We start from the raw sequence: 14,214 nt of genomic DNA, 5'->3' as shown, positions 1-14,214 counted from the left end.
CCTGAAGTCGGTCAAACAGGCTTAGGCCTTGACGTGTGCGGTGGCGTAGTCGATCGCCTGTTGCACGGTGGTGATTTTTTCAGCTTGTTCGTCAGGGATTTCCATTTCGAATTCGTCTTCCAGGGCCATGACCAGTTCCACGGTGTCCAGGGAATCGGCGCCGAGATCGTCGACGAAAGAGGATTCGATTTTGATGTCTGCTTCTGCAACGCCCAGTTGCTCAGCGACGATTTTCTTAACGCGTTGTTCGATATCCGACATGTTATGGCTCCAAAGTGTGTGTTACGGAAAGTGCGCGCATTTTATCAGGTTTGCGCGTCCGAATACTAATTTCGGTGTCTGCTGCTAATTCGACCGAAGCTGCTGCTAAAAGATGCGATTATAGACAAAAACGGCCGTTGAATCATGCCACAAACGCCCGCCCTGTCTACCTTTCACATCAATTCATGTACATTCCGCCGTTCACGTGCAGGGTCGTGCCGGTGATATACGCCGCTTGCGGCGAGGCCAAAAAGGCCACCGCCGCTGCCACGTCTTCCGGCTTGCCCAGGCGGGACAGGGGAATTTGCGTCAACAGGGCCGCGTGCTGCTCTTCGCTCAGGGCCTTGGTCATGTCGGTATCGATGAAGCCCGGCGCGATGCAGTTCACGGTAATGTTGCGGCTGCCGATTTCGCGCGCCAGGGCACGGCTCATGCCTTCCACGCCGGCCTTGGCCGCCGCGTAATTCATTTGCCCCGGATTGCCCGACGACGCCACCACCGACGTGATATTGATGATACGCCCAGCCTTGGCTTTCATCATGCCGCGCAGTACGGCGCGCGACAGGCGGCCGACGGCCGACAGGTTGGTGGAAATCACGCTGTCCCACTCGTCATCCTTCATGCGCATGGCCAGCTGGTCTTGCGTGATGCCCGCATTGTTGACGAGGATAGACAGGCTGCCGTAGGTTTTCTGCACTTCGTCGACGACTTGCGCGCAGCGCGCCGCATCGGTCACGTTCAGGACCAGGCCCTTGCCCGCCACGCCTTCGGCGGCCAGGTAATCGGTGATCGCTTGCGCGCCGCTTTCCGAGGTGGCGGTGCCAACCACGGTGGCGCCCTGCTTGCCCAGTTCGGTGGCGATGGCGCGGCCGATGCCGCGCGAGGCGCCCGTGACCAGCACGACTTGATTTGCTAAATTCATGAGTATCCTTAAAGATGGCTGACGGCAGCCACAGCTGCACTGCCGTTTGCTGTTTATTTGAGCTGCGTCAAAATACGTTCCAGCGAGGCCTGGTCGACGATGGCGTCGCCCACCAGCACGGGATCGATGCGCTTGGCCAGGCCCATCAGGACCTTGCCCGGACCGCATTCGATCACTTGCGTGATGCCCTCAAGAGCCACTTTCCGCATGGTTTCCACCCAGCGCACGGGGCTCGCCGCCTGGCGCACCAGCGCATCCTTGATGCCGGCGACATCGTTGACGATGGCTACGTCGACGTTGTTGATCAGGGCGATCTGCGGTGCGGCGAACGTCAGGCCGGCCATGTACTCGCGCAAACGGTCCGAAGCCGGCTTCAGCAGCGACGAGTGGAATGGCGCGGAGACGGGCAGCTTCATGGCGCGCTTGGCGCCCTTGGCCTTGGCCAGTTCGCAGGCGCGCTCGACCGCAGCCGTATGGCCGGCGATGACCACTTGCGCCGGCGCATTGAAATTGACGGGCTCGACCACCATGGCCGGGTTTTCCGCCGTCGCTTCCGCACAGGCGGCGCGCACGTCGTCATCCGACAGGCCCAGCACGACAGCCATCGTGCCCTGCCCCACGGGCACGGCTTCCTGCATCGCTTGCGCGCGGAAGCGCACGAGTGGCACGGCATCCTTGAACGAGATGACGCCGGCGGCGACCAGCGCCGAGTATTCACCGAGGCTATGGCCGGCCACGACGTTCGGCACGGGGCCACCCGCCGCCAGCCAGGCGCGATAAAAGGCCACGGCCGCCGTCAGCATCACCGGTTGCGTGTTGGTGGTGAGATCCAGCTCTTCCTTCGGACCTTCGGCGATCAGCTTGCCCAGGTCGAATTGCAGGGCGTCCGACGCTTCGGCCACGGTTTGCGCCACCACGGGGTTGCCGGCGAAGCCGTCGAGCATCGCAATCGCTTGCGAGCCTTGGCCTGGAAAAACAAAAGCAAATTGTGTCATGTCGACTCCGTTTTTTTTACTATTTAGAGAATCAGAGACCCAAAGGCAACTGCTGGGGTACGACCCGACGGGTCGGACCCCGAAGTCAGCCTTCGGCTATCACATCCTTGCCAGCACGGCGCCCCAGGTAAAGCCGCCGCCCACGCCTTCCATCATGACGTTGTCGCCCTTTTTTACTCGGCCGTCGCGCACGGCGATGTCGAGCGCCAGCGGGATCGAGGCGGCAGAGGTGTTGCCATGCTGGTCGACGGTGACGACCATCTTGTTGAGCGGCAAGCCAAGTTTCTTGGCCGTGCTGTTCATGATGCGGATGTTCGCCTGGTGCGGGATCAGCCAGTCGATCTGGTCCGCCGTCATGTTGGCGTGCGCCAATGCTTCATGCGCGACCTTTTCCAGCACGGACACGGCCAGCTTGAACACGGCCGGACCGTCCATGTACAGGAAGGCACTGCCGGCCAGCGCGCCGCCAGCCACGCTGCCCGGCACGCTGAGGATATTCGAGTGGCGCCCGTCCGCGTGCAGCTTGGTGGCCAGGATGCCCGGCTCGGTGGAAGCCGTCATGACGATGGCGCCGGCGCCGTCGCCGAACAGCACGCAGGTGCCGCGGTCGTCGAAATTGAGGATGCGCGAAAACACTTCGGCGCCGATCACCAGCACGTTTTTATGCATGCCCGACTGAATAAAACTATCGGCGGTGGCGACTGCGTAGACAAAACCGCTGCAGACGGCTTGCACGTCGACGGCGGCGCAGTGATTCGTGATGCCCAGCTTGCTCTGCACGATGCAGGCGGTGCTGGGGAAGCTGCCGAAGAAATCGGGGGTCGAGCTGGCGACGATGATCAGGTCCAGGTCGTTGCCGCTCAGGCCCGCCATCTCCAGGGCCTTCTTGGCCGCTTCCACGCCCAGGTCCGAGGAGTTTTGCGACGGTGCCGCGTAATGGCGCGCCGAGATGCCGCTGCGCGAGACGATCCATTCATCCGACGTCTCGATGCCCTTGGCGGCGAGCTGTTCGGTCAAGTCCTGGTTGGTGACGCGCTTCTCCGGCAAGTAGCTGCCGGTGCCGATAATTTTGCTGTAAATTTTGCTAAAAACAGTCATGCAAGTACCCGTCCACTAAATGGTAGAGCTTGTTGAAGTAGGTTCGTCCGGTACTGGCGTGCGCGGCATCAGCTCGGCGATCAGGCTGGCCAGCTGTGCTTGCACGTCATTTTTTGCCGCATCAAAGGCGCGGCGCAAGGCCCATTCAAACGAATAGGCATCGGCGCTGCCATGGCTCTTGAAGACGAGGCCACGCAAGCCCAGCAGGCTGGCGCCGTTGTAACGCGATGGATTCAAACGGTTGCCGATGGCTTTCAGGGCCCCGCGGGCAATCAGCGCGCCCAGCATGGTGATCGGGTTGCGCTTGAATTCGGTAGTGAGCACGTCCTTCATGAGGCGCGCCAGGCCTTCGATGGCTTTCAGGGTGACATTGCCGACAAAACCGTCGCAGACGACGATATCGGTGGTGCCCTTGAAGATATCGTTGCCTTCCACGTTGCCGTAGAAGTTCAGCGCGCCACGTTCGTGGTCGGCCTGCAGCAGCTTCGAAGTGAGCTTCACCACTTCATTGCCCTTGATATCTTCCGTGCCCACGTTCAGCAAGCCGATCGTCGGGCGTGCGATGCCTTCCATGGCGGAAACCAGCACGGAACCCATGATGGCGAACTGGTGCAAGTGATGCGGTTCGCAATCGACATTCGCGCCCAGGTCCAGCATGTAGGTGGGGCCGTTCTTTTGATTCGGCAAGATGCTGCAGATGGCCGGGCGGTCGACGCCGGACATGGTTTTCAAGACATAGCGCGACACGGCCATCAGGGCTGCCGTATTACCGGCGGAAACGGAGGCTTGCGCCGCGCCGCTCTTGACCTGTTCGATGGCCACGCGCATGGAGGAATCCTTCTTGCGGCGCAGGGCCACTTCCAGGGGATCGTCCATGGTAACTTGTTCGGAGGCATGCAATACCGACAGGCGCGGATGCGTGTCGGCTTTATGTTTTTTCAGTTCGGCACGAATCACGTCTTCCAATCCAACAAGGATCAGTTCGGCTTCAGGCTCATGTTTTACGAAGGAAATTGCTGCGGGGATAGTGACTGAGGGACCATGATCTCCGCCCATGCAGTCGATAGAAATTTTGATTGTCATTTGTGTTGATTCAATACCGCTGCGGGCGTGCGGCAAGATGTGAATCGGACTGGAGCATATGCAGGGCGCAGCATGTCATGCACCGCCTGAGCAAGCTTGATTCAAAATGACGGGTGCGCAAGATGAATTGCAGCCGATAAAAAAGAAGAAGCGGCGCCACGCCGAATAACCACGCAACACCGCTTTCATCTTACCCAACAAAAACGTCGATTACTCGTCGTTTTTGGTCTTCAACACTTTACGGCCACGATAGAAGCCGTTAGGGCTGATATGGTGACGCAGGTGTGTTTCGCCGGTAACTGGCTCGACGCTCAATTGCGGCGCGACCAGGAAGTCGTGCGAACGGTGCATGCCGCGCTTGGAAGGGGTTTTCTTGTTCTGTTGAACTGCCATGATGACTCCTAATACATAAGTTCTAAAATTTTAGCACAATCGATTGGCAAATACATGCGAATCGAGTATCCCAGCGGCAAAGACTACCCGAAAATAGCCCGGGCCGACATCGTTTATTACAATTACATTTCACTACACTTGCCATACTCGATTACCACACGCGTTTGACACGTCTTTTACGTACTACAAAATACAAAAAATTATTCTGGCTTCAAGTCTTTCAGTACCGCGAACGGCGACTTCTTTTCAGTCTTGAGAGCATCGAGCTGCGCCGTATCGGGGCAGACGTCGTGTTTGGGTACCTGCGGCAGGGCCAGCAAGGCTTCATCTTCGATCAGGGCCGCGGCATCCATGCTGCGGCTGCCGACGATCACGTCGATCGTTTCATCGTTGATGATTTCTTCGATCTCGTCCGCCTGCTCGTCATCCTTGCCCAGCATCAGAGTGGTCGTCGAATCAATTACGTAAGCATACGGAGTCAGGCAGCGCTGGCAAACCAGCTGAACGGTGCCGTTGACCGACAAGGTCAGTTGTGGGTAGCCCAGCTTGCTGGTGCCGCCGACGACCTTCCAGGCGATATCGCCGGAAGCATCTGCACAATCCTTGGTCAACCGGGTCATTTCAGCGACAGGAGTTACACCCTCGCGGCTCCCGCTGATACGACAAAAATCAAAGGCGTCGATCACAAAAGCATTCATTGGTAGAAAATTTCCCCGGAAAACCTGCGATAATAACAGGGTTTTGAGCACCGAGTCAAAGGCTAAGCATCTTTTTTGACGCAATCATTGCCATAAACATGACAACTTCATCAACACCGTCATGCCGCATGGAGCCTCAGTTAGGGGTTCTGTGCCCTGGAATTTATGTGAAATTCCACTGACACCGACCAGCGCGGCCATGCCGGCCGCCATCCACTACCGAATGATACCAACTTCCGCCCCCTTGCGCTTGATTCTTGCATCGAGTTCGACCTACCGCAAGGAATTGCTGCAACGCCTGCGCCTGCCGTTCGAGGTCGCCGTGCCCGATCTCGACGAAAGCCCCCTGCCCGGCGAAAGCCCCAGCGCCACGGCCCTGCGCCTGGCCCAGGCCAAGGCGCAGGCCGTGCTCGACCGCTACCCTGGCAGCCTCGTCATCGGCTCCGACCAGGTCGCCACTCTGGATGGCGCGCAGATCGGCAAGCCGGGCAACCATGACTACGCCCTGCTGCAGCTGCAAACCATGCGCGGGCGCGAGACCGTGTTCCATACGGCCCTGTGTCTGCTCGACGGCCGCCAGAATCCGCCCGTGGCGCAGGTGGAAGATATCCAGACCCTCGTCACCGTGCGCGATTTGCCCGATGCCGAGCTGGACGCCTACCTGCGCATCGAGCAACCATATGATTGCGCCGGCAGCGCCAAGAACGAGGGCCTGGGCATCGCCCTGCTCGAACGCATCGACAGCGTTGACCCCACCGCCCTCACCGGCTTGCCGCTGATCGCCCTCACCAGCATGCTGCGCAAGGCGGGCGTCACGTTTTTTACCATTTAATTTACCGACAAGAAGAATATGACCGGCACCCTGTACCTGATCCCCAACCACCTCGGCCTGTCCGAAGGCGCCATCGACCCGTTGTCCCGCATCATTCCAGAGCAGGTGCGCCAGATCACCTCGCAACTCGATTATTTCGTCGCGGAAAACGCCAAGACGGCGCGCGCCTTTTTGAAATTGATCGGCAACCAGCATCCGCTGGCCAGGCCGCTGCAAGAAATCACGATTTCCGAACTCAACGTGAATACCCCGGCGCAAGCGCTGGCCGGCTTGCTGGCACCGCTGCTGGCGGGCCGCGATGCGGGCCTCGTCTCGGAAGCGGGCGTGCCGGCCGTGGCCGATCCCGGCGCCGACCTGGTGCGCCTGGCACATCAGCACGGCATCAAAGTGCGCCCGCTGGTGGGCCCGTCGTCGATCCTGCTGGCCGTGATGGCCAGCGGCTTGAACGGCCAGAGCTTCGCCTTCAACGGCTACCTGCCCACCGATGCGGCCTTGCGCGCCAAGCGCATCAAGGAACTGGAAGTGCGTTCGCGCACGGAAAAGCAGACCCAGCTGTTTATCGAAACACCGTACCGCAACGCCGCCATGCTTGAAGCGCTGGTGGCGCAATGCGCGCCGTCGACCCTGATCTGCGTCGCCACCGACCTGAGCCTGGACACGGAAAGCGTGCAGACGTGGAATGGCGCGCAGTGGAAGAAACAATTGGCCGCCGGCAAGGCGCCTGATTTCCACAAGAAACCGACCGTGTTCTTGCTGCTGGGACAGTAAACGACAAACGCCACGGGCAATTACCCGTGGCGTTTGCATTACCCCACTACAACAGACACTACACGCGACGGGTACCGGTGTTTTTCTGTCCGCCCTTGCCCGTTTCCAACACAAACTTGGCGCCATCGTCGCGGCCCAGCACTTTGACCAGATACGGCATGACTTCGCGCAACATCGGCTCCAGGGTGTACGGCGGGTTCAGGATGAACATGCCACTACTGTGCAAACCGAAGCCGTCCGGCGACGGCGTGTTGACCGTCAAGGTCACGTGCAGCCAGTCCGAGCTGGGCAGTTGCTTGAGCTTGTCGGCGAACTGGCGCGATTCCATGCGCTGCAGCACCGGGTACCAGACGGCGTAGATGCCCGACGGGAAGCGCACGAGGGCGTCGGCCAGGGTGTCCTTGACCTTGCGGTAATCCATCTTGTCTTCATATGGCGGGTCGATCAACACCAGCGCGCGGCGCGATGGCGGCGGCAGCAGGGCTTTCAGGCTCTGGAAGCCATCCGCCTTGGTGATGAGCACGCGCTTGCCGCGCACGGTAGGACGCTCGCCTTGGGCCAGCGCATGCGCCTCGACCTTGCGGAAGTTGTCAGCCAGAATTTTTGCATCGGCCGGATGCAGCTCGAACAGGCGCAGACGGTCTTGCTCGCGGCTCACCTTGTCGGCGCAGTACGGCGAACCCGGGTAGTAGCGCATCTTGCCACTCGGATTCATTTCCTTGATCAGCTTCATGTACTCGGCCAGCGAGGCCGGCAAGTCCGTGCGGTCCCACAGGGGCGCGATGCCCGTTTCGTATTCCGCGTTTTTCGCGGCATAACCACCGTCGAGCGCATACACGCCCGCGCCGGAGTGGGTATCGATATAACTATAGGCGGTATCTTTTTGATTCAGATATTGCAACAACTGAATCTGCACATAATGCTTCAACACATCGGCGTGATTACCCGCGTGAAAGGCGTGGCGGTAACTCAACATAAGCTGGCTAATTCCATAATAAAAATAAACAAAGGCGGGAGCGCTGACACCGGGCAGGGCATGAAAACAGACTGGAGGGGGTCAGGCTGCGGGGCCAGGAAACAGCATGGACCAGCGTAATCAGCGCGCAATTATCAGCATTATCCACCAGAAAGGGCGATTGCATCAAAAAACACCGATAAACAAGCCCATGCATTCTCAGGACTGGCGTGGCCGGGCGCGGTAGAATACGCGCATCGGGCGCCCCGCGCCCATCCGCCCTACTATACATACGACCATGCACAGCCTGACCCTCACGACCGATAACCGCGCCGACGTCGCGGCAGCCCTGGCCGGCCCGCGCTGGACGGTGGCCTGCCTGTGCGCGCTGTGGTGCGGCACCTGCGGCAGCTACCGCGCCACGTTCGAGGAACTGGCCGCGCGCCACCCGGACACCGTCTTCGTCTGGATCGACATCGAAGACCAGGCCGACGTGGTGGGCGACCTCGACATCGACAACTTCCCCACGCTGCTGATCCAGCGCGAAGACCATGTCGCCTTTTTCGGCACGGTGCTGCCCGACGGCGGCCTGGCGCACCGCATGGTGCAGGCGCAGCAGGCGCTCAGCGGGGACGAACTGGCGGCGCTGGCCGGCAGCACGCAGGAGCGGCGCGACTGGCAGCGCGATTGCAATCTGCGCAACCTGCTGGCCGCCACCCTGGCGCAGTAAACATCAAGCCAGCCGCAGCGGCAGGCTGCGCAGCCGCTTTCCCGTCAAACTGAATACGGCGTTGGCCACGGCCGGCGCGATCGGCGGCGTACCCGGTTCGCCCACGCCTTCGGGATGTTCCGCGCTGGCGATGATGATGGTTTCCACCTCGGGCGTCTGGCCCATGCGCAACACGGGATAGTCGTGGAAATTGCTCTGCTCGACTTTGCCATCCTTGAAGGTGATCTCGCCGCCCAGCGCCGCCGACAGGCCGAACAACACGGCCGACTCCATCTGCTGGGCGATGATGTTCGGATTGACGGCGATGCCGCAATCGATGGCGCACACCACGCGCTGCACGCGAATCTCGCCGTTTTCCACGGATACCTGCGCCACCTGCGCCACGATGCTGCCGAACGACTGGTGCAAGGCCACGCCGTGCGCATGGCCGGGCGGCGCACTGCCCGCCCTGGCGACTGCCGCATCGAGCACGGCCAGGTGGCGCGGATGTTTCAATAACATGGCGCGGCGGAAAGCGATGCCGTCCTGACCGGCCGCATGCGCCAGCTCATCGATAAAACTTTCCTTGAAGAACGCATTGTGCGAATGCCCCACGGAGCGCCAATAACCGATGGGAACGGCACTGTCGGCGATCACGTGGGCGATGCGCTGGTTGGCGATTTCATACGGCATGTCGAATTCGCCTTCGGCCGTGGTCTTGTCCGGCCCCGCGCCGGGCAAGCCGAAGTTGCGCTGCAAAAACTGGTGCGTGATGGAACCACTGACGGATTTGTTGTCCCAGGAAGCGATGCGGCCGTGCTCGTCCAGGCGTGCCGCAAAGCGGGCCAGCGCGGCGGGACGGTACATATCGTGCTGCGTGTCCTGCTCGCGCGTCCACACCAGCTGCACCGGGGCGCCCGCGCACTGCATGGCGATGGCCACGGCTTGCGCCACCATGTCCACCTCCAGGCGGCGGCCGAAACCGCCACCGAGCAGCAGCACCTCGATGCTGACATCGTTCGCGTCGACGCCGGCCACCTTCGCCGCCACGTCGACGGCGATGCCGGGCGCCTGCGTCGAGACCCACAGCATCACCTTGCCATTTTTCACCTGCGCGGTGCAGTTGACGGGCTCCATGGCGGCGTGCGCGAGGAACGGCGCGCGATACTCGGCCTTGACGCTGCGCAAATCCTGCACGGCCTTGCCCTCGACCACGCCGATGGAATAATAGGTAAAACCCGCGTCGCCATCGAGCAGGCGGGAAAATTCGGCAACGACGCTCTCGCTGGACAGGCCCGCCTGCGGCCCCGCCGTCCACTGCACGGCCAGCGCGGCGGCCGCCGTCTTCGCGCGCCAGTACGTGTCGGCCACCACGGCCACGCAAGATACACCGCGCTTGCCAAGGCTCGGCGTCAGATCCGCCACCTTTTTCACGCCGGGCATGGCCAGGATGGGCGCCGCGTCGAACGCGGCGACGGCATCGCCGAGGCGCGGCGGCAACTGCAGGGCCGCGTACAGCATGCCGGGCGGGCGCGCATCGATGCCGAAGCGCGCGCTGCCATTCACTTTGGACGGCGTGTCGCGGCGCGGCGCGGGCTGGCCGATCAATTTAAAATCCTTGGGCAGTTTCAGCACAGGCGTGCCCGGATCGATGGCGGCGGCGCGCTGCGCCAGGCTGGCGTAGCTGGCGCGCCGGCCATCCGGGTGCAGCACTTCACCATCCTGCGTGCGGCATTGCGCGGCCGGCACCTGCCACTGCGCGGCGGCGGCGGCCACCAGCATGGCGCGCGCGGACGCCCCCGCTTCGCGCATGGGCCCCCAGCCATCCTTCACGCTGGATGAGCCGCCCGTGACGATCACGCCCAGTTCGCGCGCCGCCTTGGCCACCGTCCACTGCGCCAGCGCCTTCAGGCGGCCCTGGTCGTCCGGGTGGAACGGCAGGCTATCCTTGAGCATGGCCACATTGCCGAAGATTTTATCCATGGGCGCCTGGATCAATCTGACGCTGGCCAGGGGGACGTCGAGTTCCTCGGCCACCAGCATCGGCAAGGCCGTATGCACGCCCTGCCCCATCTCGCTGCGCGGCATGGCCAGGGTCACCGTACCGTCCGTGCCGATGGCCAGCCAGCCGTTCAGCGCCACGGCGCCATCCTGCAGCGGCAGCGGCGCGCCGCCATGCAGGCGCTGGCGCGGCGGCAGCACGCCCCAGCCCAGCACCAGGGCGCCCACGCCGGCCACGCCGAGGCCCAGGCCGCCGAGCAGGAAACGGCGACGCGAGGTGTTTTTTTCTCCGGCCATGGGATACCCTTTAATTAGTTAATGGTGGTTGCAGCGGGTCGAGCCAGCGCTCCAGCATATCCTGTGCCAGCACCGGGCGGCTATAAAAATAACCTTGCGCCAGCGTGCAGCCATGGCGCAGCAGGAAAGCGGCCTGCTCTTCCGTCTCCACGCCCTCGGCGATCACCGACAAGTGCATGCTCTTGCCCAGCTGGATGATGGCAATGGCAATCGCTTCATCATTGACGTCCGTCGAGATATCCTTGATGAAGGAGCGGTCGATCTTCAGGGTCTGCACGGGCAACTGCTTCAAATAGGCCAGCGAAGAATACCCGGTGCCGAAGTCGTCGATGGCCAGTCCCACGCCGATGGCGTGCAGATCGTTGATGAAACCGAGCGCGTCGCCCGTGTTCATGATCACCGATTCCGTCACTTCCAGCTGCAGGCGCTGCGGCTCCAGGCCCGTTTCCTTCAATATATCGGCCACCATGCCGGCGATGCTGCCCCGCTCGAACTGTTTCACCGACAGGTTGACGGCCATCTTCGGCACGCGCAAGCCCTGCGCCTGCCAGCGCATCATCTGGCGGCACGCTTCGTCGAGCACCCATTTGCCCAGCTGGTTGATGAAGCCGCTGTCCTCGGCCAGCGGAATGAAGCGCACCGGCGGCACCAGCCCCAGTTCCGGGTGATTCCAGCGCACCAGCGCCTCCACGCCGACCAGGCGGCCCGTGTCGATTTCCACCTGCGGCTGGTAATTCAGGAACATCTCGTTCTTTTCCAGCGAGCGGCGCAGGAAGGTTTCCAGGCGCAGGCGCTCGACGCCCTCGCCCGTCATCGACGGCGCATAGAAGCGGTAGCCGTTGCGCCCGCGCGCCTTGGCCTGGTACATGGCCACGTCGGCATTGCGGATCAGCATGTTCAAGTCCAGCGCGTCATCCGGATACAGGCTGATGCCCACGCTGCACGTGACGAACAATTCATGGTCGGCCACCGTGAACGGCTGCTCGAACATGGTCATCAGCTTTTCCGCCACCTGCGTGGCGCCGTACTCGCCATCGACGCGCTCGAGCAGCACGATGAATTCGTCGCCGCCCAGGCGCGCCAGGGTGTCGCCTTCGCGCAGGCGGGCCGCCAGCTGGCCGGCCACCTTTTGCAGCAACTCGTCGCCCACATGGTGGCCCAGCGTGTCGTTGACGTTCTTGAAGCGGTCCAGGTCGATGAACAGCACGGCCAGCTGCTCCTGGTCGCGCGCGGCGCGCAGCAGCGCGTGCTGCAGGCGGTCGTGGAACAGCAGGCGGTTCGGCAGTGCCGTCAGCGGGTCGTGGTGCGCCATGTGGTCGAGCTTTTCCTGCGACTCCTTGATCAGGGTGATGTCGCTGAACACGCCCACGTAATGGGTGGTGACGGCGCGCGTGTCGCGCACGGCGCTGATGGTCAGCCACTCGAGGTAGACTTCACCGTTCTTGCGCTGGTGCCAGACTTCGCCGCGCCAGAAGCCGCTGGCGATCAGCTCGTCCCACAGGGCCTGGTAGAACGCCGCGTCGTGGCGCGCCGAGCGGTTCAGCGACGAATGCCGGCCCAGCGCCTCCGCTTCGCTGTAGCCGGTGATCTGCGTGAAGGCGGGATTGACGGTGACGATGATTCCGTTCGCGTCGACCACCATCACGCCATCGGCGATATGTTCGAACACGGTGGCCGACAGGCGCAGCTTTTCCTCGGCTTCCTTGCGCGAGGTGATGTCGGCATAGACCCAGATGCTGCCGTCGTTGGGGTGCAGCGGATCGAGCGCGCAACCGCTGACCAGGGCCCAGAACTGGCTGCCGTCCTGGCGCAGGTAGTGGCGCTCCTCGCTGAAGTCGCCGCCGGCCGCCAGGGCCGGATACTGGCGCTCTCCCGCCTCCTCGAAATCGTAGGCGCTGGTAAACACGATGGCGGTGGAATTGCCCGTCATTTCGCTATGCCCGTAGCCGAACAGCTCCTCGCAGCGGCGGTTGACGGAAATGATGCGGCGGTGGCGCACGAACATCACGCCGAACATCACATTGTCGAGGATGGCGCTTTGCTCCGTCAGCAGCGCCTCGATGCGCATCTCGTGGTGCTTGCGCTGGCTGATGTCGGCAATGATGCCGTCAACCCAGACGACGCCCTGTTCACCCGCCTGCGGCTGGCCATTCTCGGCCACCCAGCGCTCGATGCCGAAGGCGTCGATGATGCGGTACTCCAGCGCATACGGTCGCACCTCAAGCACCGCCTGGCGCACGGCGCGGCGGTGCTCGCGGCGGTCTTCCGGGCAGATCAGGTCGGCCCAGGCGTGCGTGCTGCCGCGCATGAACTGGCGCGCCGAATAGCCGGCGATGTCTTCGATGGCATCGCTGACGAAATCGATGGGGCCGTCGGGCCGGTAGCGGAAGACGGCGCCCGGCACTTGCGTGACGATGGTGCGGAAACGCTCTTCGCGCTGGCCCACATCCTCGAACAGCTGGCGAATGGCCGCGCGCATTTGCTCGAGCTGGGCCGTCAGGCGACCCAGCTCGTCATTGCTGTGCGAGGCCAGCGGCGTATCAAAATCGCCGTGCGACAGGCGGTCGGAAAAGCGCGTCAGGCGGCGCAGGGGTTTCAGCAGGCGGCGGTTCAGGAACAGCACGATCAGCGCCATCGACACGGCCAGCTGTGCGCCCAGCACGAAAATATAGGCCATCTGCTTTTCGCGCAGCTCCTGCTGGCTGCGCGCATCGTCCATCTCAACGACGACGTGGCCGATGCGCTCGCCGCGCACGAGGATGTCGCGCTCGGCGCGGTACAGATTGCCCACGGGCCGCTGCGGCGCCTGCAGGCGGATGAATTCCGTGTCGCCCTGTCCCAGCACCTTCACCAGCAGCACGGAACGGTCGCGCATCACCGATTCGACCAGAGAATGGGCCGATTCCGCATTCATGTTCCACAGCGATTCCTGCATGCCCAGCGCCAGGATGTCGGCATTGCGCTGCAAGGCTTCGTTCAGGCTGGTGCGCGCCGACTGGCGTTCATGCACGCCGACCAGCAGATAGCTGCCGAAGATGGCCGGCACGACCAGGCCGCCAAACACCACCAGCAGCAAGGCGCCATAGATCGACGAGCCGTACAGTACACGCAGGCTGGCGCGCAAGCGCTGATAGGGCGAATTAAACATGCGGCAACAGGACAACAGGGATCAGGCAGGCGGTCATGGAACTTTACAGGGGAA

Annotated in this window: 13 protein-coding genes; 3 read left to right on the top strand and 10 right to left on the bottom strand. The window is 62.4% G+C overall.

From position 1 onward, the window contains the following. Positions 1-21 precede the first annotated feature (21 nt). The 7 genes from acpP to KY494_RS27275 form a co-directional block, all read right to left on the bottom strand. On the bottom strand, positions 22-261 hold the full coding sequence (gene acpP, locus KY494_RS27305) for an acyl carrier protein (protein WP_008449912.1): 240 nt from the start codon (positions 259-261) through the stop codon (positions 22-24). Between the two features lie 178 nt (positions 262-439). Beyond that, entirely contained in the window at positions 440-1,183 is a 744-nt protein-coding gene (gene fabG / locus KY494_RS27300; RefSeq protein ID WP_219136780.1) for a 3-oxoacyl-ACP reductase FabG, read from the bottom strand. Between the two features lie 53 nt (positions 1,184-1,236). After that, positions 1,237-2,178: an ACP S-malonyltransferase gene (gene fabD, locus KY494_RS27295; RefSeq protein ID WP_219888955.1), complete on the bottom strand. Its 942-nt coding sequence runs from the start codon at positions 2,176-2,178 to the stop codon at positions 1,237-1,239. A gap of 99 nt (positions 2,179-2,277) precedes the next feature. Then, entirely contained in the window at positions 2,278-3,276 is a 999-nt protein-coding gene (locus KY494_RS27290; protein WP_308836404.1) for a beta-ketoacyl-ACP synthase III, read from the bottom strand. Positions 3,277-3,291: 15 nt separating this feature from the next. Then, positions 3,292-4,359, bottom strand: coding sequence for a phosphate acyltransferase PlsX (plsX, locus tag KY494_RS27285; RefSeq protein WP_099763130.1), 1,068 nt, complete (start codon positions 4,357-4,359; stop codon positions 3,292-3,294). 210 nt (positions 4,360-4,569) lie between these two features. Next, entirely contained in the window at positions 4,570-4,752 is a 183-nt protein-coding gene (rpmF, locus tag KY494_RS27280) for a 50S ribosomal protein L32 (RefSeq protein WP_010399517.1), read from the bottom strand. Between the two features lie 200 nt (positions 4,753-4,952). Continuing rightward, positions 4,953-5,450, bottom strand: a complete 498-nt coding sequence (locus tag KY494_RS27275) for a DUF177 domain-containing protein (protein WP_219888953.1) — start codon at positions 5,448-5,450, stop codon at positions 4,953-4,955. Positions 5,451-5,673: 223 nt separating this feature from the next. Here KY494_RS27275 and KY494_RS27270 point away from each other — a divergent pair, with 223 nt between their 5' ends. After that, a complete protein-coding gene (locus KY494_RS27270) occupies positions 5,674-6,282 on the top strand; it encodes a Maf-like protein (protein WP_219888950.1) in 609 nt (202 codons plus the stop codon). 18 nt (positions 6,283-6,300) lie between these two features. Next, complete coding sequence (locus KY494_RS27265; protein WP_219888948.1) at positions 6,301-7,050, top strand: SAM-dependent methyltransferase; 750 nt, start codon at positions 6,301-6,303, stop codon at positions 7,048-7,050. Between the two features lie 58 nt (positions 7,051-7,108). Here KY494_RS27265 and KY494_RS27260 read toward each other — a convergent pair whose 3' ends face one another. Continuing rightward, entirely contained in the window at positions 7,109-8,026 is a 918-nt protein-coding gene (locus tag KY494_RS27260; protein ID WP_071076471.1) for a 23S rRNA (adenine(2030)-N(6))-methyltransferase RlmJ, read from the bottom strand. A gap of 277 nt (positions 8,027-8,303) precedes the next feature. Here KY494_RS27260 and KY494_RS27255 point away from each other — a divergent pair, with 277 nt between their 5' ends. Continuing rightward, complete coding sequence (locus KY494_RS27255) at positions 8,304-8,735, top strand: thioredoxin family protein (RefSeq protein ID WP_219888946.1); 432 nt, start codon at positions 8,304-8,306, stop codon at positions 8,733-8,735. A 3-nt stretch (positions 8,736-8,738) separates the two neighbouring features. On the opposite strand, the gene KY494_RS27250 is transcribed toward KY494_RS27255, so the two are convergent. After that, positions 8,739-11,012: a molybdopterin cofactor-binding domain-containing protein gene (locus KY494_RS27250; RefSeq protein WP_219888944.1), complete on the bottom strand. Its 2,274-nt coding sequence runs from the start codon at positions 11,010-11,012 to the stop codon at positions 8,739-8,741. 10 nt (positions 11,013-11,022) lie between these two features. Continuing rightward, entirely contained in the window at positions 11,023-14,160 is a 3,138-nt protein-coding gene (locus tag KY494_RS27245; RefSeq protein ID WP_219888942.1) for an EAL domain-containing protein, read from the bottom strand. Between the last annotated feature and the right edge of the window lie 54 nt (positions 14,161-14,214).

It is taken from the genome of Janthinobacterium sp. PAMC25594 (assembly GCF_019443505.1).
Classification (GTDB): domain Bacteria; phylum Pseudomonadota; class Gammaproteobacteria; order Burkholderiales; family Burkholderiaceae_D; genus Janthinobacterium.
Note: the sequence above shows the minus strand (reverse complement) of the source record. Positions and strands in the feature narration are given on the sequence as shown.

Excerpts from the sequence above, each read along its gene's own strand:
- acpP (WP_008449912.1), bottom strand. The coding sequence starts at position 261 with ATGTCGGATATCGAACAACGCGTTAAGAAAATCGTCGCTGAGCAACTG.
- fabG (WP_219136780.1), bottom strand. The coding sequence starts at position 1,183 with ATGAATTTAGCAAATCAAGTCGTGCTGGTCACGGGCGCCTCGCGCGGC.
- fabD (WP_219888955.1), bottom strand. The coding sequence starts at position 2,178 with ATGACACAATTTGCTTTTGTTTTTCCAGGCCAAGGCTCGCAAGCGATT.
- KY494_RS27290 (WP_308836404.1), bottom strand. The coding sequence starts at position 3,276 with ATGACTGTTTTTAGCAAAATTTACAGCAAAATTATCGGCACCGGCAGC.
- plsX (WP_099763130.1), bottom strand. The coding sequence starts at position 4,359 with ATGACAATCAAAATTTCTATCGACTGCATGGGCGGAGATCATGGTCCC.
- rpmF (WP_010399517.1), bottom strand. The coding sequence starts at position 4,752 with ATGGCAGTTCAACAGAACAAGAAAACCCCTTCCAAGCGCGGCATGCAC.
- KY494_RS27275 (WP_219888953.1), bottom strand. The coding sequence starts at position 5,450 with ATGAATGCTTTTGTGATCGACGCCTTTGATTTTTGTCGTATCAGCGGG.
- KY494_RS27270 (WP_219888950.1), top strand. The coding sequence starts at position 5,674 with ATGATACCAACTTCCGCCCCCTTGCGCTTGATTCTTGCATCGAGTTCG.
- KY494_RS27265 (WP_219888948.1), top strand. The coding sequence starts at position 6,301 with ATGACCGGCACCCTGTACCTGATCCCCAACCACCTCGGCCTGTCCGAA.
- KY494_RS27260 (WP_071076471.1), bottom strand. The coding sequence starts at position 8,026 with ATGTTGAGTTACCGCCACGCCTTTCACGCGGGTAATCACGCCGATGTG.
- KY494_RS27255 (WP_219888946.1), top strand. The coding sequence starts at position 8,304 with ATGCACAGCCTGACCCTCACGACCGATAACCGCGCCGACGTCGCGGCA.
- KY494_RS27250 (WP_219888944.1), bottom strand. The coding sequence starts at position 11,012 with ATGGCCGGAGAAAAAAACACCTCGCGTCGCCGTTTCCTGCTCGGCGGC.
- KY494_RS27245 (WP_219888942.1), bottom strand. The coding sequence starts at position 14,160 with ATGTTTAATTCGCCCTATCAGCGCTTGCGCGCCAGCCTGCGTGTACTG.